This window comes from Devosia sp. BK (assembly GCF_032907385.1).
Taxonomy (GTDB): Bacteria; Pseudomonadota; Alphaproteobacteria; order Rhizobiales; family Devosiaceae; genus Devosia.
Genome location: NZ_JAIMBX010000001.1, coordinates 1,712,457 through 1,732,083 on the forward strand (window position 1 = coordinate 1,712,457; position 19,627 = coordinate 1,732,083).

General features: G+C 61.8%; 20 protein-coding genes. 10 read left to right on the top strand and 10 right to left on the bottom strand.

All coding sequences use genetic code 11. The features are described 5' to 3' along the window. Positions 1 to 68: 68 nt before the first annotated feature. Positions 69 to 686, bottom strand: coding sequence for a YitT family protein (locus DevBK_RS08405; protein WP_061907143.1), 618 nt, complete (start codon positions 684 to 686; stop codon positions 69 to 71). Next, entirely contained in the window at positions 683 to 1,132 is a 450-nt protein-coding gene (locus tag DevBK_RS08410) for a DNA polymerase III subunit chi (RefSeq protein WP_061907144.1), read from the bottom strand. The genes DevBK_RS08405 and DevBK_RS08410 overlap by 4 nt, the downstream gene beginning before the upstream one ends. Before the next feature lie 237 nt (positions 1,133 to 1,369). On the opposite strand from DevBK_RS08410, the gene DevBK_RS08415 reads away from it, so the two are divergent. From DevBK_RS08415 to DevBK_RS08445, 7 genes are all read left to right on the top strand, one after another. Further along, on the top strand, positions 1,370 to 2,440 hold the full coding sequence (locus DevBK_RS08415; protein ID WP_061907145.1) for an LptF/LptG family permease: 1,071 nt from the start codon (positions 1,370 to 1,372) through the stop codon (positions 2,438 to 2,440). Then, a complete protein-coding gene (locus tag DevBK_RS08420; RefSeq protein ID WP_061907146.1) occupies positions 2,437 to 3,504 on the top strand; it encodes an LptF/LptG family permease in 1,068 nt (355 codons plus the stop codon). Before DevBK_RS08415 ends, DevBK_RS08420 begins: the two co-directional genes overlap by 4 nt. A 29-nt stretch (positions 3,505 to 3,533) precedes the next feature. Next, positions 3,534 to 5,792 (top strand): LPS-assembly protein LptD, encoded by a 2,259-nt coding sequence (locus DevBK_RS08425; protein ID WP_317185113.1) that lies wholly within the window; start codon positions 3,534 to 3,536, stop codon positions 5,790 to 5,792. A 96-nt stretch (positions 5,793 to 5,888) separates the two neighbouring features. Then, positions 5,889 to 6,785: a SurA N-terminal domain-containing protein gene (locus DevBK_RS08430; RefSeq protein ID WP_162243203.1), complete on the top strand. Its 897-nt coding sequence runs from the start codon at positions 5,889 to 5,891 to the stop codon at positions 6,783 to 6,785. 89 nt (positions 6,786 to 6,874) lie between these two features. Further along, the gene (pdxA, locus tag DevBK_RS08435) at positions 6,875 to 7,873 is read left to right on the top strand and encodes a 4-hydroxythreonine-4-phosphate dehydrogenase PdxA (RefSeq protein ID WP_061907285.1); all 999 of its coding nucleotides are present in this window, start codon (positions 6,875 to 6,877) and stop codon (positions 7,871 to 7,873) included. Beyond that, positions 7,870 to 8,715, top strand: a complete 846-nt coding sequence (rsmA, locus tag DevBK_RS08440) for a 16S rRNA (adenine(1518)-N(6)/adenine(1519)-N(6))-dimethyltransferase RsmA (protein ID WP_061907149.1) — start codon at positions 7,870 to 7,872, stop codon at positions 8,713 to 8,715. The genes pdxA and rsmA overlap by 4 nt, the downstream gene beginning before the upstream one ends. Before the next feature lie 85 nt (positions 8,716 to 8,800). Then, entirely contained in the window at positions 8,801 to 9,439 is a 639-nt protein-coding gene (locus DevBK_RS08445; protein WP_061907150.1) for an outer membrane protein, read from the top strand. A 66-nt stretch (positions 9,440 to 9,505) separates the two neighbouring features. Here the strand turns inward: DevBK_RS08445 and DevBK_RS08450 are convergent, their stop codons facing one another. From DevBK_RS08450 to fabD, 8 genes are all read right to left on the bottom strand, one after another. After that, entirely contained in the window at positions 9,506 to 10,738 is a 1,233-nt protein-coding gene (locus tag DevBK_RS08450; protein ID WP_061907151.1) for an MFS transporter, read from the bottom strand. A 2-nt stretch (positions 10,739 to 10,740) separates the two neighbouring features. After that, the gene (gene gmk / locus DevBK_RS08455; RefSeq protein ID WP_061907152.1) at positions 10,741 to 11,379 is read right to left on the bottom strand and encodes a guanylate kinase; all 639 of its coding nucleotides are present in this window, start codon (positions 11,377 to 11,379) and stop codon (positions 10,741 to 10,743) included. 10 nt (positions 11,380 to 11,389) lie between these two features. Further along, the gene (locus DevBK_RS08460) at positions 11,390 to 12,274 is read right to left on the bottom strand and encodes a YicC/YloC family endoribonuclease (RefSeq protein WP_244487021.1); all 885 of its coding nucleotides are present in this window, start codon (positions 12,272 to 12,274) and stop codon (positions 11,390 to 11,392) included. Next, complete coding sequence (gene mltG / locus DevBK_RS08465; RefSeq protein ID WP_061907153.1) at positions 12,271 to 13,389, bottom strand: endolytic transglycosylase MltG; 1,119 nt, start codon at positions 13,387 to 13,389, stop codon at positions 12,271 to 12,273. Before mltG ends, DevBK_RS08460 begins: the two co-directional genes overlap by 4 nt. Positions 13,390 to 13,535: 146 nt before the next feature. Then, complete coding sequence (gene fabF / locus DevBK_RS08470) at positions 13,536 to 14,798, bottom strand: beta-ketoacyl-ACP synthase II (protein ID WP_061907287.1); 1,263 nt, start codon at positions 14,796 to 14,798, stop codon at positions 13,536 to 13,538. Between the two features lie 27 nt (positions 14,799 to 14,825). Continuing rightward, positions 14,826 to 15,062, bottom strand: a complete 237-nt coding sequence (locus DevBK_RS08475) for an acyl carrier protein (protein ID WP_035083768.1) — start codon at positions 15,060 to 15,062, stop codon at positions 14,826 to 14,828. Positions 15,063 to 15,289: 227 nt separating this feature from the next. Next, complete coding sequence (gene fabG, locus DevBK_RS08480) at positions 15,290 to 16,027, bottom strand: 3-oxoacyl-[acyl-carrier-protein] reductase (protein WP_061907154.1); 738 nt, start codon at positions 16,025 to 16,027, stop codon at positions 15,290 to 15,292. A 30-nt stretch (positions 16,028 to 16,057) separates the two neighbouring features. Further along, positions 16,058 to 17,008 carry an ACP S-malonyltransferase gene (fabD, locus tag DevBK_RS08485; protein WP_317185114.1) on the bottom strand — a complete coding sequence of 317 codons (951 nt, stop codon included), beginning with the start codon at positions 17,006 to 17,008 and terminating at the stop codon, positions 16,058 to 16,060. Between the two features lie 228 nt (positions 17,009 to 17,236). Between fabD and DevBK_RS08490 the strand changes: the two genes are divergently transcribed. From DevBK_RS08490 to rpsR, 3 genes are all read left to right on the top strand, one after another. Beyond that, on the top strand, positions 17,237 to 18,685 hold the full coding sequence (locus tag DevBK_RS08490) for a GGDEF domain-containing protein (protein ID WP_317185115.1): 1,449 nt from the start codon (positions 17,237 to 17,239) through the stop codon (positions 18,683 to 18,685). Between the two features lie 254 nt (positions 18,686 to 18,939). Then, the gene (gene rpsF, locus DevBK_RS08495) at positions 18,940 to 19,338 is read left to right on the top strand and encodes a 30S ribosomal protein S6 (RefSeq protein ID WP_061907157.1); all 399 of its coding nucleotides are present in this window, start codon (positions 18,940 to 18,942) and stop codon (positions 19,336 to 19,338) included. Positions 19,339 to 19,356: 18 nt separating this feature from the next. Then, positions 19,357 to 19,611, top strand: coding sequence for a 30S ribosomal protein S18 (gene rpsR, locus DevBK_RS08500; protein ID WP_035083777.1), 255 nt, complete (start codon positions 19,357 to 19,359; stop codon positions 19,609 to 19,611). Positions 19,612 to 19,627 lie beyond the last annotated feature (16 nt).

Consider the following 19,627-nt stretch of genomic DNA (forward strand, 5'->3'; position numbering starts at 1 on the left):
TCTTGGGATCTCAGGATGGGCCCCGGCCTTCGCCGGGGTGACATTCGGTGGCGATGATGTCCTTCAGTCTAACTAAAACCCACATAGCGACCGGGCTTGTGGTTGAGGGCAATGATGAGGTTGAGGACCAGCGCGCCCAAGACGGAATAGAGGACGCTGTCCAAAGGCAGGATGAAGAAGGCGGCGAGGAGGATGCAGGCGTCGACGCCGAGTTGAAAATAGCCGGCGCGGATGCCGAAATTATCCTGCAGATAGAGGGCGAGAATATTGATGCCGCCCACGCTCGCCTTATGTCGGAAGAGCGAGAGGATGCCGAGGCCGATAAGGCCACCGCCGACGAGCGCGGCAAAGAGCGGATGGATCTGGTCGATGCCGATCCAGCCCGGAATTTGGCTCGTGAACAGCGACACCAGCGCCACGCAAAGGATCGTCTTAACGGCGAAGGGCCAGCCCATGCGCAGGAACGCGAGGACATAGAACGGCAGGTTGATGCAGAAGAACAGCACGCCGAAGGGGATTCCGGTGACGTATTGGAGGAGCAGCGCGAGGCCGGCGCTGCTGCCGGTGGTCAGTTGGACTTCGGAATAAAAGGCGATGCCGAGCGAGACCAGCATGGTGCCGATGAGCATGGCGAAGAGGTCTTCGGGCAGCGTGTGGCGGCTGGGGGTCGTGAGGTCGGGCGTCATGCCTTTTTCACCCAGCGGCCGTCGGCTTCCTGTTGCCAATAGGTGACCTCGTTGCCGTTCCGGAGCGTGCGCCAGGCGTTGCGGGCTTCGGCGACGGCGTCGGGATCGTGACCAGAGAACATATAGACGATGCGTTTGTAGCCATCGGCGGATTGCGGCACGGCGCGATCGACGAAGAAGCGGACTACGGCCTCATTGGGATTGGCGGCGGGATCGTCGGTCAGAAGGATGGGTTGATGGGCGTCGGTTTCTTCGCCGCCAAGGCCATGGGGCAGGAAAGAATCGTCGCGATAGATCCAGAGCATGGCATCGAGCGCTTCGGCGCGGTCGCGGCTGCCGGTTTCGACCACGGCGCGCCAGCCGCGCTCGAGCGTCTTTTCGAGAAGCTGCGGCAGCACGGATTCGAGGGGGCGGACTTCGAGATGATAGAAGAGGACTTCGGCCATGTTTTCACCCTAGCTGGCCGATGGCCGAAGCGCTAGGAGCGGCAAGCGGGCAACAGGTTTGCAAGAACAAGGCTTTGCGCGCGCAGAGCAATTGCGACGAATCCAGCTTTGCACCATGGTGCGAAAAGCTCTTTGTTTTAGCGCATGTCTTTGTCCCGAAACCGGTACTCACTTTCGGGAGACATGCTTTGGGTCGCCGGCCATGGTTGCGACGTAGAAGGATGACAGCCTGACGGCATGAGACGCCTGACGACCTATCTCGCCCGCCTCTTTGCGACGGACGCGCTGATTCTGACGGGAATCGTGTGCCTCTTGCTCTGGCTGGTCAATTGCCTCAGGCAGTTCGAACTGGTTTCCATCAAGGGCCAGGGCTTTGGCACGCTTGCCGTGCAGGCGCTTTATACGATGCCGCCGCTGCTGCTGGCCTTCTTCTATATCTGCGTCGGGATCGGGATGATCCGGGCGCTCAATGCCATCGGGCTCAGCCGGGAACTCCACATTATCCACGCAACCCGCGGTACCAGCGGGATCTGGCGCGCGGCGGTGTTGGTAATGGGCGGTGCGGTGGCGGTGGTACTGCTACTGGCCCATGTTATCGAGCCGATGGCGAACCGGAAATTTGCCGATTTGACGGCGGAAGTCGCGGCCGATCTGGTGAGTTCGACGCTGCGGCCGGGACGATTTACGCAGGTGACGCCGGGCGTGATCCTGCTTATTGGCGGGCGGCAGCCGGGCGGGGAAATCGTCGATTTCTTTGCTGACGATCGCCGGACGCCGGAATCGCGCCGGACCTATATCGCCGAGAGCGCGCGGGTTTCGAGCGATGGGCAGAACTACGTGCTCGAACTGCGTAATGGCGTGCTGCAATATCTCGAGGATGACGGGCGCTATTCCGAAGTGCGGTTCAGCCGCTATGACGTGAGCGTCGATAGTCTCGCCCAACCGATCGCGGGCGGTGACAATCTCGGTGAGCGCGACAGTTTTGATCTTTTGAACCAGGCGATGGGGAATGGGTTTGCCGAGCCCGAGGTCGTGCAGCGATTGCTGGATCGCTCGGCCGAAGCCCTGCGGGTGATTGCGCTGGGGCTGTTCACGCTGGGGCTGGGTGCATTTCCGAGCGGCAAGCGCGCGCGTATTCCGATGCCGCTCGAGGCCATTGTGTTGCTGGTCGGCTTTGCGGAGCGCGGGGTTGGGACCTATAGCCCGCTCGGCATCGGTACGGGATCGGTACTGCTTATTCTCCTCTCCGCCGCCGTGCTGACAGCCCGGCTCTGGCCGCGCCGACCGATTCCCATGGTGAGCGCATGACGCGGATCGACTGGCTGGTGCTCAAGCGGCTCGGGAGCCGCATCGGCGCGACGGTTTTCATTTTCTATGGGCTGATCGCGCTCGTCGAATCGCTCGATGCGTGGCGGTTCACCGTGGTTTCCGAGCAGGCCGGAACATTCATGGCCATCGTCATGGTGGCGATGAGTGCTGTGCGCTGGACCATCAAGACCCTGCCCGTGACGGTCTTGATGGGCGCGATCCTCGGGCTCGCCGATCTCAAGGCGCGGCATGAGCTGACCGTAATCAAGGCGAGCGGCATTTCGATCTGGCGCGCGGTGCGGGCGCCGACGATTGCCATGGTGCTGATCAGCTTTGTCATTGCGCTTGGGGCAGAAACGGCGAGCACGCAGATCAATCGTGGCCTCTACCCGACCCCGCCGGGACAGGCCGCGCTGCTGACGCCGCCGGGGGAAATCTGGATCGAACAGGAAGGCGATGGGCAGCGCTATGTGCTTTTGGCGCGATCGATGTCGCCGGGCGGCACGGAACTGACCGATGTGACACTGTTCCGTTCGGGCGATGGCATTCCACGGCTCGAAGCGCCGACAGCGATTCTCGAGAGCGGGCATTGGCGCATGCCGCAGGCGACGGCCAGAACGCCGGAAGCGAAGCCGCGCGTGCTCTATGATTATCAGGTGCCGACCGATTCCACGCCGCAGGAAATAAGCCTCAAGCTGGCATCAACGGAAGACATGACTTTTTTCGATCTGGCCGAGCTTTTGCAGACCGGTGTGGCCGATCCGCTGGTGCGGGCGGCGGCGACAATGCGGCTCTTCAAGCTGCTTTCACTGCCACTTGTGCTTTGCGGTTCGCTGTTCATTGCCTTTGCGTTTACCGCAGGTTATCGAAGGGACACTAGTCTAGGTCCAGCGGTCCTTTATGGCATCGTGCTCGGATTTGTTGTGTTCGTGATTACCGAGATGGCCGACCGCGCTGGTTCGACAGGCGTTCTCGACCCCACGTTCGCAGCAGTCGGCCCGGCTCTGGTCGCCATCGTGATTGGTGTAACAGTGCTGCTGCACAAGGAAGACGGACGAACGTGAAGCAGAACGGGGGACAGAGCGCGGGTTTGATGCGTGCCCTTTTGCTGGGCGCGTCGCTTTGCGTTTTCACCCTGCCCGCGCTGGCGCAGAATCTCGTGCCGACCGACTTTTTCAACGCTCCGGTCGATCCGGCGGCACCGACGGGCGTCGAGGCCGCGACGCTGACATTTGATATCGCCAAAAACACCGTCACCGCTTCGGGCAATGTGATCCTGAAATCGAGCGGCTATATCGTCACCGGCGACACCCTTACCTATGACCGCGGCACCAACAAGGTGATCATGCTGGGCGCAGTGACGGTGACCGATCCATCCGGAAACGTGATGGAGACGACCGATCTCGACATAACGGGCGGGCTGCGCGCGGAATTTTTGAATGCGCTGACAATCACCTCCTATGACGGATCGCGCATTACGGCTGACAGCGCCGACTATAATTCGGCCGTCGAAACGATCCTGACCAATGCCGCTTATGCACCCTGCGGGGAGTGTATCGACGACAAGGGCCGCCGGATCGGCTGGTCGGTCAAGGCGACGCGGATCGTCCAGAATGCCGAAGACAATTCGGTGACGCTGGAGCAGCCAAGTCTGGCACTGCTCGGCGTTCCGGTCTTGTGGCTGCCGTACCTCTGGCTGCCGGATCTGAGCGGCACAGTTCTCGACAATGCACCGAAGCCGGTTTTCAGTTTTGATGACCAGACAGGGTTTGGGATCGGCGTCGATGTGACGGCCTATTCCAGCAAGTGGACCGATGTGATCCTCAGCCCGCGCTACTTTTCGCGGCAGGGCCTGTTGCTGGGCGCCGAATGGGTGCAGCGCTTCGACAATGGCTCGTTCCAGATCAAGGCCACGGGTTTGCGTCAGGGTGATCCGGGCGCTTATGCCGGCGAAGTCGGCAATATCGAGTGGCGCGGTGCCGTGCAGACGTCGGGCGTTTTTACCCCGATCGAGGAATGGGAAGCGGGCTGGTCCTATACGGCCTTTACCGATGCCAATTATCTCAGCGACTATGCACTGACGGCGGCGAAGTCTTCGGTGAACCAGGTCTATGCGACGCATGTGAACCGGGACACCTATTTCGATATCCGCGCGCAGCAGTTCAACCAGCTCGGCAATGTGACCCAGGCGAGCCAGGATCAGCAGGGCGAGAACCTGCCGGTGGCGCGGTTTGAAAAGACAATCGACCTGGCCGACGACATGGGCCGCGTCACCGTCGAAGGGCATTTGCGCAATGTCACGCGACAGGCGGATTCGCCGCTCGCGGCGGCCGGCGCACGATATGGCTATCAGGGCGCAAAGACCCATGCCATGGTGCAGGCGAGCTGGCAGAAGCAGTTTATCGGCGCCGGCGGGCTGGTCTTCACACCCTATTTCGGCGGACGAACCGATTTTTCCTATTACGATGGGCGCAGCCCGCTCTTGCCGGGTGAGACGAGCCTTTTCAGCGCCACGCCGATCGCGGCCATGGATGTGCGCTATCCGCTGATTGCGCGGCAGGCGGAAGTGACGCATGTCGTCGAGCCAATCGCGCAATTGGTCTATCGCGGCTCGGACACAACGCGGGTCGGCATCACCAATGACGATGCACAGAGCTTCGTTTTCGACGATACCAACCTCTTTAGCTACAATCGCTTCTCGGGCTATGACCGGCAGGAAACAGGGCTGCGGCTCAATGTCGGCGGGCGATATCAGGCCAATTTCGATGGCGGCAGCTATCTCGAACTCGTCGGTGGGCAGTCGTTCCATCTGGCTGGGGTGAACGCGTTTACCGCGCCTGATCAGGCAAACACGGCGGTCGGCAGCGGGCTTGATACGGCGGCCTCTTATGGCGTGCTCGGCGCCTATGGCTCTTTCATGCCGGGGCTGGTCGTGGGCGGCAAGGCGCAGGTCGATACCAGCGCCTGGACCCTGGCGCGGGCGAGCCTTGGCGCGAGCTATAGCAATGAAGGCTATGGCGCCACGCTCGACTATCGTTTCATCGAAGCCAATCTGGGCCTTGGGCAGATGCGCGACCAGCACGAAGTGGTCGGCTCTCTGACGGTGCCGATGGCCGATTACTGGAGCATCCGGAGCGGCGCCGCTTGGGATATCGGCGCCAATAGCTGGCTGCAGGTGAGCGGCGGTGTCGTCTATGACGACGGTTACCTGACCTTTGGGGCCAATGCGGCGCGCAACGGGCCGACCCATACATCGCCCAATTCGACCAGTGTGCTTGCGACCTTTGCCATCAAGGCGCCGGCCGGGCTAAACCTTGGCTATAGCGGCGCGGTGCCCGTCCCGTCGTTCTGATCTCTTCCGCCCGGATTTTGGCCGCAATTTTTGGTCAATTGACAGGGCAAGTTTAGGGTCGCATTGATGCGGCTCAATTTAAACGCGGACCTGACGATGACCTTTGCATTTCTGCGACGCGCCACCGGCGCCCTGTTTCTTGGCCTCGCGGTGACCGCGGCATCGGTCATGCCCAGCTTTGCGGCGACCGTCGTGACCGTCAATGGCATAACGATTACCGACGTGCAGGTCGACCAGCGTTCTCGGCTTTTCCGCATGGAAGGCAATCAGGGCGGGCGCAAGGGCGCAACCGATCAGCTCATTACCGAAGCCATCCAGATGAGCGAAGCGAAAAAGCTCGGCATCGACGTGTCGAATGCGCAGATCGACGAGGCTTTTCTTCAGATTGCCCGCAATCTCAAGATGAGCCAGGACAAGCTGAACCAGGTGCTGGCGCAGGGTGGCGTCAGCCAGGAAACGCTGCGCGATCGTCTGCGCGCTTCGATCGCCTGGAACGCTGTGGGTCAGCAGGCCGTGGTGCCGAATGTACAGATTTCGGATCTGGAGCTCGACCAACGCGCGGCATCGCAGGTCGCGGACTACCAGAAGTTCGACTATATCCTCAAAGAGATCATCTTTGTCGGTCAGGGCGCCAGCGGGCGCACGGCGCAGGCGAACAAGTTCCGTTCGAGTTTTGCCGGCTGCGATAGCGCCGTTCAGCTTTCGCTCGGCTATACCGATGCAGCCGTGGTCGATATCGGCCGCCGCCATGCGACGCAAATGCCCGAAGCCATGGCCAAGGAACTGGCTGGCATGAATGTCGGCGGGATCACCAAGCCACGCGTGGTCGAGACCGGTGTTTCGATGCTGGCAATCTGTGAAAAAACCCAGGCGGAAGATCTGACCTTCGTCAAGGACGACCTGCGCAACGAAGTTGGCGGCGAAACCATGCAGAAGGAAGCCGACGCCTATCTCGCGCGCCTCCGCCAGGAAGCCAAGATCATCTATAACTGAGTTTTCAGGCGCGGCGTTTGCCGCACTGACAACCACTTTGCGGAGCCGCATCGTCACCGATGCGCCTCCGTTTTGCTTTGGGGGCAAGCATGGCACCGCTGGCAATCAGCATGGGTGAACCCGCCGGGATCGGGCCCGATATCATCTTGACGCTTTATGCGCAGCGGGAGGCGCTGGGACTGAAGCCGTTTGTGGTTTTCGGGCATACGGAGTTTCTCAGGGCGCGGGCGCGGCGGCTGGGGCTTGAGGTCGAGGTTGTTGCTGCGACGCCAGTTGACGCAGAGGATGTGTTTGCGACTGCGCTCCCTGTGACGGATATCCTCGGCGATGTGCCGGACCAGCCGGGCAAGCCGCATGGCGCCGCGGCGCCTGTGGTGATTGCAGCGATCGAGCAGGCGGTGGCGGCGGTCAAAGTGGCAGCCTGCAGCGGGATTGTGACGGCGCCAATTCACAAAGGCGCGCTTTATGAGGCGGGGTTCCGGCATCCGGGGCATACCGAATTCTTGGCGGCGCTTTGTGCGGAAAATGGCGTCGAGCCGCTGCCGGTGATGATGCTGGCGCATCAGGATTTGCGGACGGTGCCGCTGACCATTCACGTGCCGATCAAGGATGTGCCGGGGCTGATCTCGGTCGAGTTGATCCTTGAGACGCTGCGCGTGATGGATCGTGACCTGCGGGCGCGGTTCGGGATTGCGCGGCCACGGATTGCGGTGTCGGGGCTCAATCCGCATGCGGGCGAAGGCGGGGCGATCGGGCGCGAAGAGATCGAGACGATCATTCCGGCGCTGGAAGCGGCGCGGGAGGAAGGGCTTGAGGTCGTGGGGCCCCTGCCCGGCGATACGCTGTTTTTTCCAAGGCATTGGCGGCAATATGATGCCGTGCTCGCCATGTATCACGATCAGGCGCTGATCCCGATCAAGACCGTGGCGTTCGATGCCGGGGTCAACGTTACGCTCGGCCTGCCGATCGTGCGGACATCACCGGACCATGGGACGGCGTTCGACCTCGCCGGGACCGGAAAGGCCTCGACATCGAGCTTTTTGGCGGCCATAGCCATGGCGGAACACATGACGACCAGGACCCGATGAGCCAGATCGACAATCTTCCGCCGCTGCGCGACGTCATTGCCACCCATGGCCTCCGCGCCAAGAAAGAATTAGGGCAGAACTTTCTGTTCGACCTCAACCTGACGGCGCGCATTGCCCGCGTGGGTGGCTCGCTCGACGGCGTGCGCGTGATCGAGGTTGGACCGGGGCCAGGCGGACTAACGCGGGCGCTGCTGGCGGAAGGTGCGCGCGAGGTGATCGCCATCGAGCGGGATGCCCGCGCGCTGCCGGCGTTGGCGGAAATTTCAGAGGCTTATCCGGGCCAGCTGACGGTGATCGCGGGCGATGCGATGGAGATCGACTATCGCACGCTGGCCGACGGGCCGACGAGGATCATTGCCAACCTGCCCTATAATATCGGCACGCAGCTTCTTACTGGCTGGCTGACCATGGAGCCGTGGCCACCATTTTTCGAGAGCCTGACGCTGATGTTTCAGCGTGAAGTCGCCGAGCGTATTTGCGCCAAGCCGAGTGAAGATGCCTATGGCAGGCTCGGCGTTCTCGCCGGGTGGCGGAGCGAGGCGCGGATTGCTTTCAATGTCGGGAAGCAAGCATTCGTGCCGCCGCCGAATGTGACGTCAGCTGTGGTGCATCTGGTGCCAAAGCCCGTTGAGGAAGGCTTGCCGGTTCGCCACGTCGAGCAGGTGACCAAGGCGGCGTTCGGGCAGCGGCGAAAGATGGTGCGGCAATCGCTGAAGTCGCTGGGCGTGCCGGTCGAGGGTCTGCTGGCGGCCGCTGAGCTCAAAGGCGATGAGCGGGCTGAGGATTTGCCGATCAGTGCATTTTTGGCCATGGCGCGAGCTTTGCCGGGGCTGAGAAGCTAGGCTTCTAATCACGTTAGACCACCGCGTAAGACGGCATTAACCATGTTCGTTCAGATTTCCCTCACCATATTTGAGGGTAGTCTGAATGAATCGTCACATCGCAGCTTTTGCAGCAGCCCTGTTCGCTGCTGGCAGTTCGTCGTTCGCCCTCGCAGCCGATTTCGTCACCGAAATGCCGATACCGGATGTAAATTACGGTCTTCAGGTCGGGAACTGGGACGGCCCATTTGTCGGTGTTTTCGGCGGATATGAACGCGGCACTGTCACCTCGCCGACCACGTTCGATCTCAATGGCGCGCTTTTGGGCGTCAATGCCGGTACCAATTTCACGCTCGAGAATGGCGTCGTGATCGGCGTCGTCGGTGATCTCGCCTGGTCGAATGCTACCGATCCGGACTTCTTCGCCCCACCCAGTGCGGTCGACGTGAACTGGTTTGGCAGCGTCCGCGGTAAGGTTGGCTATGATGCGGGCGCCTTCATGCCTTACGTGACGGGCGGTCTGGCGATTGCCGGTGGCAAGCTGACGGCAAACACGGGCGACGTTGTCGCATCGAACGCACATTACGGCTGGACTGTCGGTGCGGGCGTCGAGGTCAAGGCGACCGACACTATCGGGATCGATCTTTCCTATCGCTATTCCGACTATGCGGCGCGCACCTATGGCCTCACCGATTGGAAATTTGCGACCCATCAGGTGACTGCTGGCGTGAACTGGCACTTCTGAGCGTTTTTCGCTCCGACAGTACAAAACGCCTGCCCTTCGCTTGGGTGGGCGTTTCGCTTTTGGGGCTTACTGCGCCAAAGGCGCTTGCGCCGGTTGTTCTGGTTCTAGGAGCGGCGGGATGAAGGCGAGCCGGATGGCGACGAGCAAAGCCAAGACGGTTGCCGTGCCGCAGACGAGGAGAACTCCGGGCCAGTTCCAGGCGGTCCAGGCGTAGCCGCCGAGCGTGCCAAGCGATGAGGCACCGAGATAATAAGCGACGAGATAGAGGGCGGAGGCTTGAGCCTTGCCGGTGCGGGCGCGGCGGGTGACCCAGGCGCTGGCGACGCCATGGGCGGCAAAGAAGCCCATGGTGGCGATGGCGAGACCCAGGATGGTGATGACGGTGCTGTCGAAGGCCGTGAGCGCCATGCCAGAGCCCATCATGGTGACGAGCGCCCAGAACACTTTGCGACGGCCGAGGCGCTGGGAGAGGCCGCCGGCCCAGGTGGAGCTGAGGCTGCCCAACAGGTAGACGAGGAAGATGGCGGCGATGGCCGAATGGCTGAGGAGGAAGGGCGGCAGGGCCAGACGGAAGCCGGCATAGTTGTAGAGCGTGACGAAGGCGCCCATGAGGAGGAAAGAGCTGGCAAAGAGCCAGGGGAGTGCCGCATCGGCAAAGCTCATGCGGCAACGGCGCCAGAGTTCAGGCAAGCGGATGGGGTCACGGACGGAGCGGCGGGGCTGGGGCAACAGGATGATCACGGCGAGAACGGCGGCCATGATGAGGGCAGCGAGAATGCCGGTGCCGAGGCGCCAGCCGAGAAGATCGGACAGGATGCCGGAGATGACGCGGCCGGCCATGCCGCCGATCGCGGTGCCGCCGATATAAAGGCCCATGGAGAAGCCGAGGCCGTCGGCGTCCATTTCCTCAGAGAGATAGACCATGGCGACGGCGGGGATACCGGCGAGGGAGAGGCCCATGGCGGTCCGGAGGGCGATGAGCTGCCACCAGGTCTGCGCGAGGGGCAGTAGCAGTCCGAGAAGTGCTGTGACGGTCAGGGCGCCGACCATGAGGCGACGGCGGCCGAGGCGATCCGAGAGGAAGCTTGCGGGGATGAGCGCCACGGCCATGGTGGCCGTGGTGACCGAGAGCGCGAGCGAGGCAGTGCCGGCATCACGGACCCAATAGTGGGCGAACATGGGCAGCAGAGGCTGCACCGAATAGAGCGAGGCGAAAACGGAGAAGGCCGAGAGGAAGAAGGCGATATTGGCGCGGAGGAATTCGGGCGTGCCGCGACGAATGCCGGGCACGGGCGGCATGATCAGGCCGGGCCGATCTGGTTTTGCAGATCGCGCACGAAACTATCGAGATCGCTCTGACGCTTGCGATCGAGACGGGCCGACGCGAGGATGGCGCGGACGCGGGCGACGGAAAGTTCGAGGTCTTCATTGACGAGGACGTAGTCGTACTCGTTGTAATGATCCATCTCACGGCGCGCGTTCTTGAGGCGCTTGTCGATGGTGCCGACGCTGTCCTGCGCGCGGCGTTCGAGGCGGGCGCGCAGCTCTTTGATCGAGGGCGGCAGGATGAAGACCGTCACCATATCGGCGCGGCACTTTTCATAGAGCTGCAGCGTGCCCTGATAGTCGATATCGAAGAGGATATCGTTGCCGGCGGAGAGCTGTTCTTCGACGCGGGCGCGCGGAGTGCCGTAGAAATTGCCGTGGACTTCGGCGGATTCGAGGAGGCCATCATCGCGGCGCATCTGCTCGAAGGTCGGCACATCGATGAAGTGGTAGTGCTTTCCGTCGATTTCGTCCGTGCGGCGGGCACGGGTCGTGACCGAGACCGAGAGCTTGATATTGGGATCGGCGCCGAAGAGGGCGCGGGAGATCGATGACTTTCCGGCGCCTGAAGGCGAGGCGAGGACAAGCATGACGCCGCGGCGCTGAAAATCCATGACAGGCACTCTATTCGATGTTTTGGACTTGCTCGCGTAGTTGATCGATCGCCGCCTTGAGGTCAAGGCCGATGGCAGTCAGTTCCACGGCGTTCGATTTCGAGCAAAGGGTATTGGCCTCGCGGTTGAATTCCTGCGCGAGGAAATCGAGGCGGCGGCCGACTGCGCCAGCGGCCGCAAGCAGCGCGCGGGCGCCAGCGATGTGAGCGCGGAGACGATCGATCTCTTCCTGGATATCGGCCTTGGTGGCGAGGACGAGGGCTTCCTGAGCGAGACGCTCGGGCGAAATGTCCGCTTCCTGGCGGAGCGACTGGACCTGCTGGCTGAGGCGAGCAGCGATGACGTCACGCGAGCGGGCGGGGTGGGCATCGGCCTGATCGACCAGGGCGGCGATGGCATCGACCTGAGAAACGAGGATTTGGGCGATGCGCGCGCCTTCGTCGAGGCGGGATTTGACGAGACCGGCAATCGCTTCACGGACAGCCGCCATGAGGACGGGCTCGAGCCCTTCTTCGTCGAGCCCCCTGCTCTCTTCGACGGCGAGTACGCCGGGCAGCGACAGGATGCCATCGAGCGTTGGACGCTGGGCATCGATGCGCTGGGCGAGACTGTCTATGGCAGCGAGAACGGTTTCGAGCGCAGCCTGATTGACGGATACGGCGCCCGACGTGCCCTGGCGATCAAAGCTTATGGCGAGATTGACCGAGCCGCGGGACAGGGCTTGGTTGAGAAGCTGGCGTAGCGGAATATCGAAGGCGTCGAGACCGGGCGCGAGGCGCGAGCGGATATCGAGACCGCGTCCATTGACGGATTTGAGTTCGACGCGGAGCCGCGTCGAGCCGAATGCAGCCTCGGACCGGGCATAGCCGGTCATGCTCGCAAGGCGCGATGTCACTGACTTGCGCCCTCAGCAGCAGGCGTTTCCGGGGCTTGTTCGGCTTCTTCGGCCTCCAAAGCCTTGCGGGCGGCTTCCGCGTCACGATCGGCCGCAGCCTCGATTTCGCGATAACGGGCGACGTTTTGCTGATGCTCTGCATAGGTTTCGGCAAAGACGTGACCATCGCGCGGCGAAGCGCCTTTGGCGACGAAGTAGAGATAGTTGTGGTCGTCGGGGTGAGCGACAGCCTCAAGGGCCTCGATGCCGGGATTGGCGATCGGCGTCGGTGGGAGACCATCGATCTGATAGGTATTATAAGGCGTTGCCTTGTCGATTTCCGAGCGGCGCAAACCGCGATCGAGCGTCGATTGGCCCAGCGTGATACCATAGATGATGGTCGGATCGGACTGCAGGCGCATGCCTTCACGCAGGCGATTGACGAAGACGGCGGCGACCTGCGGGCGCTCTTCGGCGACGCCGGTTTCGCGTTCGACTATGGACGCAAGAATCAGCATCTGCGCGGGCGACTCGAGCGGCAGATCCGGCTCGCGCGCTTCCCAGACTTCGTTGAGCGCCTTGGTCATGGCCGCCTGCATGCGATCAACGACGGACTGGCGCGTGTCGCCGGGAAGGTAATCGTAGCTGCCAGGGAGGATCGAGCCTTCGGGCGGCAGGGTATCAATGGTGCCGGTGAGGCGATCATCGGCATTGACGCGCTGCACGACCTGCCAGGAGGTCCAGCCTTCGGGAATGGTGACGGCGTAGCGGATCGGCGTGCCAGTCGTCAGCTCGTTCAGAATATCGGACATGCTGGCGCGCGCGGGAATGGTGAAATCGCCGGCCTTGACCGTCGTCTTATCGGCGACGCGGCTGCCGAACTGGCTGAAGATCAGCGAATTGGAAATAAACCCCTGCTCTTCGAGACGGCTGGCCGTGGTCGAGAGCGCATTGCCGGTTTCGACGCGGAAAACGCGATCTTCAGGCAGAGGACCATCGCCATAATATTGCGAGGCAACGAAGAGGAAACCGCCACCAACGACGACGAGCCCGATGACAAGCAAGGTCAGGAGCGCGTTGAGCACATCGACAAGACCATTGGACGAGCGGCGGCGGCGTTTACGTCGTTCGTTCATCGTCGGGAATCACCTTTCGGCCAGTGGGCAAATCATCGTGTCGCCACACCGTGGCGAAGCGGCGGCATTGTTTGCAATGGATTTGAATAAAAACAAGGGGCACGTTGCCTGGTCTGGCGACGTGCCCCTCTTGCATACAAAAAAAATCAGGCGACCTTGCGCATCACCAGCGTGGCATTGGTGCCGCCAAAGCCGAAGCTGTTGGAGAGCGCCACGTTGATTTCCTTCTTGAGCGCCACCTTGGGAACAAGGTTGATCGGCGTTTCGACGGAAGGATTATCGAGATTGAGCGTCGGCGGCGCGATGCCGTCGCGCATGGCGAGCAGGCAGAAGATGGCTTCGACCGAGCCTGCGGCACCCAGGAGGTGCCCGATGGCCGACTTGGTCGAGCTCATGACGCGGCCTTCGGCAGCGTCCCCGAGAACGCGGGTGACGGCGCCGAGTTCGATTTCGTCGCCGAGCGGCGTCGAGGTACCGTGGGCGTTGATATAGTCGATCTCGGAGGCCGAGATACCGGCGCGCTTGACGGCAGCGCTCATGGCGCGGAAACCACCATTTCCATCCGGCGCAGGCGCCGTGATGTGGTAGGCATCGCCCGAAAGGCCATAGCCGATGATTTCGCCATAGATCTTGGCGCCGCGAGCCTTGGCGCGCTCATAGTCTTCGAGCACGACGATGCCGGCGCCTTCGCCCATGACGAAGCCATCACGATCCCGATCATAGGGGCGCGACGCAGCGGTTGGATTGTCGTTAAAGCCGGTCGAGAGCGCGCGGGCTGCAGCGAAGCCGGCGAGCGACAAACGATTGACGCAGCTTTCCGCGCCACCGGCCACCATCACGTCGGCATCGCCGAACGCGATCAGGCGGGCCGCATCGCCGATGGCATGCGCACCGGTCGAGCAGGCGGTAACGACGGAATGGTTCGGACCCTTGAGGCCGAAGCGGATCGACACATGGCCCGAGGCCAGGTTGATCAGACGGCCGGGAATGAAGAAGGGACTGATGCGGCGCGGGCCCTTTTCGTGCAGCGTGACGGAGGCATCATAGATGCCACCGATGCCGCCGATACCCGAGCCGATCAGGACGCCGGAGCGCTCCTGCTCTTCCTGGGTCTTGGGTTCCACACCCGCATCCTGGATGGCCTGGGTGGCAGCGGCCATGGCGTAGACGATGAAATCGTCGACCTTGCGCTGTTCCTTGGTTTCCATCCACTCGTCGGGATTGTATTTGCCCTCGGCATAATCCCCTAGGGGCAGCCGATGGGCGATTTGGCAGGCGATATCATCGACCTGGAAGTCGTCGATACGCTTGGCTCCACTCTTGCCTGCGATAATATTGGCCCAGGTGGCCTCAACTCCGCAACCAAGGGGCGTGACAAGCCCCATTCCGGTGACGACGACTCGACGCAGTTCCATGTCTAACCCTGCCCGGCCAGCTTAGCTGGTGGCCTTGGTCAGGAAGGAGACAGCGTCGCCGAAGGTCTGGATCGACTCAGCAGCGTCATCCGGGATCTCGACCGAGAATTCTTCCTCGAAAGCCATTACCAGCTCGACCTGATCGAGCGAGTCAGCGCCCAGATCGTCGATGAAGCTGGCCTTTTCAACGACCTTCTCGGCGTCCACATTGAGGTGTTCCACAACGATCTTGCGGACCCGATCAGCGACATCGCTCATATTTGACTTCCCTTTTTAGAAATCGACGTTTCGTTTCGCTTCTTATTGGCGCTAGGCCAATTCAGCAAGCTCGGTTTTGACTTGCCGGGGCTCAGTGTAAGCGGCCTTTCAGGCGCTCGCAAGGGAACCGGCAAGAGTTAACGCGGCGGCGAGTAACACGTTTCATTTCGCTTTGCCAGCCGCGTGAACCTTGGTTTCCAAGGGTTTTGGCCCCTTGAAACCAGGATTTAGATCATCGCCATGCCGCCGTTGACGTTCAGCGTGTGACCCGTGATGTAGCCGGCAGCGTCGCTAGCAAGAAATACGGCGCAGGCGGCAACTTCCTGAGCGCTGCCCAGGCGATTGGCCGGAATGGTCGACAAAATCGTCTCGCGCTGCTTGTCGTTGAGCTCATCGGTCATGGCCGATGAGATGAAGCCGGGAGCGATGGAATTGACCGTGATATTGCGGCTTGCGACTTCGTGGGCGAGCGCCTTGTTCATGCCGATGAGGCCAGCTTTTGAGGCAGCGTAGTTCCCCTGCCCCGGATTGCCCATGACGCCGACGACGGAGGAAACGCCGATGATGCGGCCCCAGCGCTGCTTCATCATTCCGCGTAGGACCGCGCGATTGAGGTGGAAGGCGGCGGTGAGATTGACTGCGATCACCTCGTCCCACTCTTCATCCTTCATGCGCATGAAGAGATTGTCGCGCGTCATGCCGGCATTGTTGACGAGGATATCGAGGCCACCCATGGCCGCTTCCGCGGCGGGGACGAGCTTATCGACGTCGTCGAGCTTGGAGAGATTGCAGGGCAGTATCGGGCATTCCTTGCCGATTTCCTTGGCAGTATCTTCAAGGGCGCCCACACGGGTGCCCGAGAGGGCCACAGTGGCGCCTGCTGCTGCCAGCGCCTTGGCGATCTCGCGGCCAATGCCGCCACTGGCGCCAGTGACAAGAGCGCGCTTACCGGTCAAATCGAACATTTTTATTCCTCAGGTCCAGCGGTCTCGGGTTCAAACGGTGACGGCAGTCAGGAAGGCGTCGATATCGGCGGCCCCGGAGATCGACTGGGTCGCAACATCGGGCGCGATGCGCTTGGCAAGGCCAGAGAGAACCTTGCCGGTGCCGAGTTCGACAAGCTGGGTGACACCACCCTCGCCAGCAAGCCAGGTGACGGTTTCGGTCCAGCGGACGACGCCGGTGACCTGCTCAACGAGGCGTTGACGGATTTCGGCGGGGTCGGAAATGGGCGCTGCGAGCACATTGGCAACGAGCGGCACCACCGGCGCCTTCATCTCGACTTCGGCGAGCGCAGCGGCCATGGCATCTGCCGCCGGCTGCATGAGCGAGCAATGGAAGGGAGCGCTGACGGGCAGCAGCAGAGCGCGCTTGGCGCCTTTGCCCTTGGCAATCTCCAAGGCGCGCTCGACGGCGGAGACGGCGCCGGAGACGACGACCTGGCCGGGCGCATTGTCATTGGCGACCTGGCAGACTTCGCCCTGCGCGGCTTCTTCGGCAACGGCGCGGGCGGTGTCGAGATCAAGCCCGAGAAGCGCAGCCATGGCGCCGTGACCGACGGGAACGGCCTTCTGCATGGCCTGGCCGCGTGTGCGCAGCAGTCGGGCTGTATCGGAGAGCGAGAATGTGCCGGCGGCACAGAGGGCAGAATATTCGCCGAGCGAATGGCCAGCGACGAATTTTGCGGTCTTGGCCAAGCTGAGGCCGCGCGCTTCGAGGACGCGGAGGACAGCAATGCTCGACGCCATCAGTGCGGGCTGAGCGTTTTCGGTCAGACGCAAAACATCCTCGGGACCTTCGAACATGGTCTGAGACAGCTTTTCACCCAGAGCGGCGTCCACCTCGTCAAAGACGGCGCGGGCTTCGGGAAAGGTCTCGGCCAATTCCTTGCCCATACCGACAGCCTGGCTGCCCTGGCCGGGGAAGGTGAAAGCGATGCTGGACATGTCTTTGTCTCCGGGGTTGCGGAACAGTGCGTGGCGTTTGCCGAGTGTATTTAGCTGAGTCAAGCAATCTCTCTTAAGGACTTTTGCGGGAGAATTGCGACCAAGCGTGATCTCTGTGCCATTTAGCGGATCAGGATCTGCACGTATTCGTTCTGTCGCCTTTTTTCAAATTTATGGCTGCTAGGAATTCCGCGCAGCTTTGGTGGAATGCGAGAATCTGGAGGCGCCGTGGACAGTTCTACCGCAGTGGGATCGACCAAGCGCCTATCCCCCAAGCAGATCATTCTCGGTTTGATGGTCGCGGGCAGCACGCTTTTATGGTGCGTCGCAGGGCTGCAACTTCAGGCCGTGGCGCCCGATATCGGAATTTGGCCGGCGAACGCGATATTGCTGGGTATATTGGCCGCCAATCGCCGCGCCAATACGCCGGTGACCTGGATCCTCTCGGCGCTGGCTTATGTGCTGGCCGCCATGCTGATGGGGCGCCCCCTTGGGCAGGCCGTGCTGTTCATGATCGAAAATGCGAGCGGCATTTTCGTGGGGCTACTGCTCATTCATCGCTATTCCGCGCGGTTGACGCCGATTACGGACCCGGCCGGGCTCGTGACCATGTTCGGGATCTTGTTGGCCGTCTCCCTGACCCACGGGCTCGTGGGCGATCTGATCGCGCCTTCGGGCTTTGACATTGCCCTGCTCGAAGGCTTTTTCCTGCGCAGTGTTACGGAATTCCTGAACCTGACGATCTTCCTGCCGCTGGTGGCGGCGCAGCGGATGATCCGCGGACCGCTCAAGCAAAAAGCAGGACCTGGTCGCCGCAGGTTTGTGCTCCATAGCGTTTCGCTGGTCTGCCTGGTTGCCGCTTTTGCCGGCATGGCCGTCATCGGCGGACCGGGAGCGCCGGCGTTTTATCTGCCGGGCCTGATCTGGTGCGTGACGCGCGTCCGGTCGTTGGTTGGCTTTATCCTCGCGGCTATCGGCGCCGTTTGGACCCTCGTGTCCGTTCAGACCGGCATTGTGTCGCTCTATGCCGAGCATCTCCATGTCGAGACGCAGCTCGACCTGGCATCCTTCCGGCTCGGCGTTGCATCCATTACCCTCAGCGCCCTCGCCGTCGTGGCGCTCAACGCCTTCTGGCGACGGTCAGCGCAGGAAGACAAGCAACGCGCCGACCATGACGCACTGACCGGACTGCTGACGCGAAAACAGTTTTACGAGAGTGCCGACTATTCCCTGGGTCAACTCAAGCCAGAAACCAACAGCATTGCCATTGCCATCGAGATCGACCGGTTCCGATCCATCAGCCATGGCCGCGGACAGGACACCGGCGACCAGGTGGTGCTGACCGTATCGGAGCTTTTGACGGCCAATATCCGCCGAGGGGACATTCTCGGGCGGCTTGGTGGCGAGGAATTTGCGATTCTCTTGCCGGGTGCCGGCCTTGAGGAAGGCAACCGGGTTGCCGAGCGCATGCGCGCTTCGATTGCCGCCGAACCGTTCAGACATGACGGGTCGGACTTCAGCACCAGCGTCAGTATCGGGCTCGTCGAATTCAAGACGCCGGCCAATTTCTCACGCATGTTGAGCCTTGCCGACGAAGCGCTTTATGAGGCCAAGAGCGCCGGGCGCAATCGGGTCGTCGCCTATCGCAATGATGGGTCGGACGAAAACGCCGCCTGAGGCGCGAAGGGGCAATTTGCTTGCATTGAGGGCGCGTTGCTTTTATAGGGCACCCAGCAATTCGTTTGGCCGGGGGCTGAACGGAGGGTTTTTCCTTTGCAAGGCTATCTAGGCTTTGCGTCGGGAAAATAGGACCGTAAGACGTCCGGCCTCCCGTGTTCCCGCTCTTTGCAAGACTGCTTTGACGCCTTTCCCGGCTTCGAAGGGGCTCCGCGCCAACGGACTGTATGACAACTGAAAGGAAGGCGCACTTCATGGCCCTTTACGAACACATCTTCCTGGCGCGCCAGGACGTTTCCCAGCAGCAGGTTGAAGAACTGACCGCTGCGCTGACCGAGATCCTGTCCCAGGGTGGCGGCAAGGTTACCAAGAACGAATATTGGGGCCTCAAGGGTCTCTCCTACCGCATCCGCAAGAACCGCAAGGCTCACTACACGCTGCTCAACATCGACGCTTCGGCTCCTGCCGTTGCCGAAATGGAACGCCAGATGCGCATCAATGAAGACGTTCTCCGCTTCATGACCGTGCGCGTCGACGAGCTAGAAGAAGGCCCGTCCGCGATGATGCAGAAGCGCGATCGCGACGATCGTGATGGTGGTGGCCGTGGCGATCGTGGTGGCCCGTCGGGCGACCGTCGTCCGCGCCGCTTCTAAGATAAGGAACGCATAGCCATGGCTATTAAAGACCTCACCACTTCCCAGGCCCGTCGTCCGTTCCAGCGCCGCCGCAAGACCTGCCCGTTCTCGGGTGAAGGCGCGCCAAAGATCGACTACAAGGACGTCCGCCTGCTCTCGCGCTACGTTTCCGAGCGCGGCAAGATCGTCCCAAGCCGCATCACCGCCGTTTCTGCCAAGAAGCAGCGTGAACTGGCTCGCGCGATCAAGCGTGCCCGCTTCATCGGCATCATGCCGTATGCCGTCAAGTAAGCTCGCTGGGCAGGCG

Excerpts from the sequence above, each read along its gene's own strand:
- DevBK_RS08405 (WP_061907143.1), bottom strand. The coding sequence starts at position 686 with ATGACGCCCGACCTCACGACCCCCAGCCGCCACACGCTGCCCGAAGAC.
- DevBK_RS08410 (WP_061907144.1), bottom strand. The coding sequence starts at position 1,132 with ATGGCCGAAGTCCTCTTCTATCATCTCGAAGTCCGCCCCCTCGAATCC.
- DevBK_RS08415 (WP_061907145.1), top strand. The coding sequence starts at position 1,370 with ATGAGACGCCTGACGACCTATCTCGCCCGCCTCTTTGCGACGGACGCG.
- DevBK_RS08420 (WP_061907146.1), top strand. The coding sequence starts at position 2,437 with ATGACGCGGATCGACTGGCTGGTGCTCAAGCGGCTCGGGAGCCGCATC.
- DevBK_RS08425 (WP_317185113.1), top strand. The coding sequence starts at position 3,534 with ATGCGTGCCCTTTTGCTGGGCGCGTCGCTTTGCGTTTTCACCCTGCCC.
- DevBK_RS08430 (WP_162243203.1), top strand. The coding sequence starts at position 5,889 with ATGACCTTTGCATTTCTGCGACGCGCCACCGGCGCCCTGTTTCTTGGC.
- pdxA (WP_061907285.1), top strand. The coding sequence starts at position 6,875 with ATGGCACCGCTGGCAATCAGCATGGGTGAACCCGCCGGGATCGGGCCC.
- rsmA (WP_061907149.1), top strand. The coding sequence starts at position 7,870 with ATGAGCCAGATCGACAATCTTCCGCCGCTGCGCGACGTCATTGCCACC.
- DevBK_RS08445 (WP_061907150.1), top strand. The coding sequence starts at position 8,801 with ATGAATCGTCACATCGCAGCTTTTGCAGCAGCCCTGTTCGCTGCTGGC.
- DevBK_RS08450 (WP_061907151.1), bottom strand. The coding sequence starts at position 10,738 with ATGCCGCCCGTGCCCGGCATTCGTCGCGGCACGCCCGAATTCCTCCGC.
- gmk (WP_061907152.1), bottom strand. The coding sequence starts at position 11,379 with ATGGATTTTCAGCGCCGCGGCGTCATGCTTGTCCTCGCCTCGCCTTCA.
- mltG (WP_061907153.1), bottom strand. The coding sequence starts at position 13,389 with ATGAACGAACGACGTAAACGCCGCCGCCGCTCGTCCAATGGTCTTGTC.
- DevBK_RS08475 (WP_035083768.1), bottom strand. The coding sequence starts at position 15,062 with ATGAGCGATGTCGCTGATCGGGTCCGCAAGATCGTTGTGGAACACCTC.
- fabG (WP_061907154.1), bottom strand. The coding sequence starts at position 16,027 with ATGTTCGATTTGACCGGTAAGCGCGCTCTTGTCACTGGCGCCAGTGGC.
- fabD (WP_317185114.1), bottom strand. The coding sequence starts at position 17,008 with ATGTCCAGCATCGCTTTCACCTTCCCCGGCCAGGGCAGCCAGGCTGTC.
- rpsF (WP_061907157.1), top strand. The coding sequence starts at position 18,940 with ATGGCCCTTTACGAACACATCTTCCTGGCGCGCCAGGACGTTTCCCAG.
- rpsR (WP_035083777.1), top strand. The coding sequence starts at position 19,357 with ATGGCTATTAAAGACCTCACCACTTCCCAGGCCCGTCGTCCGTTCCAG.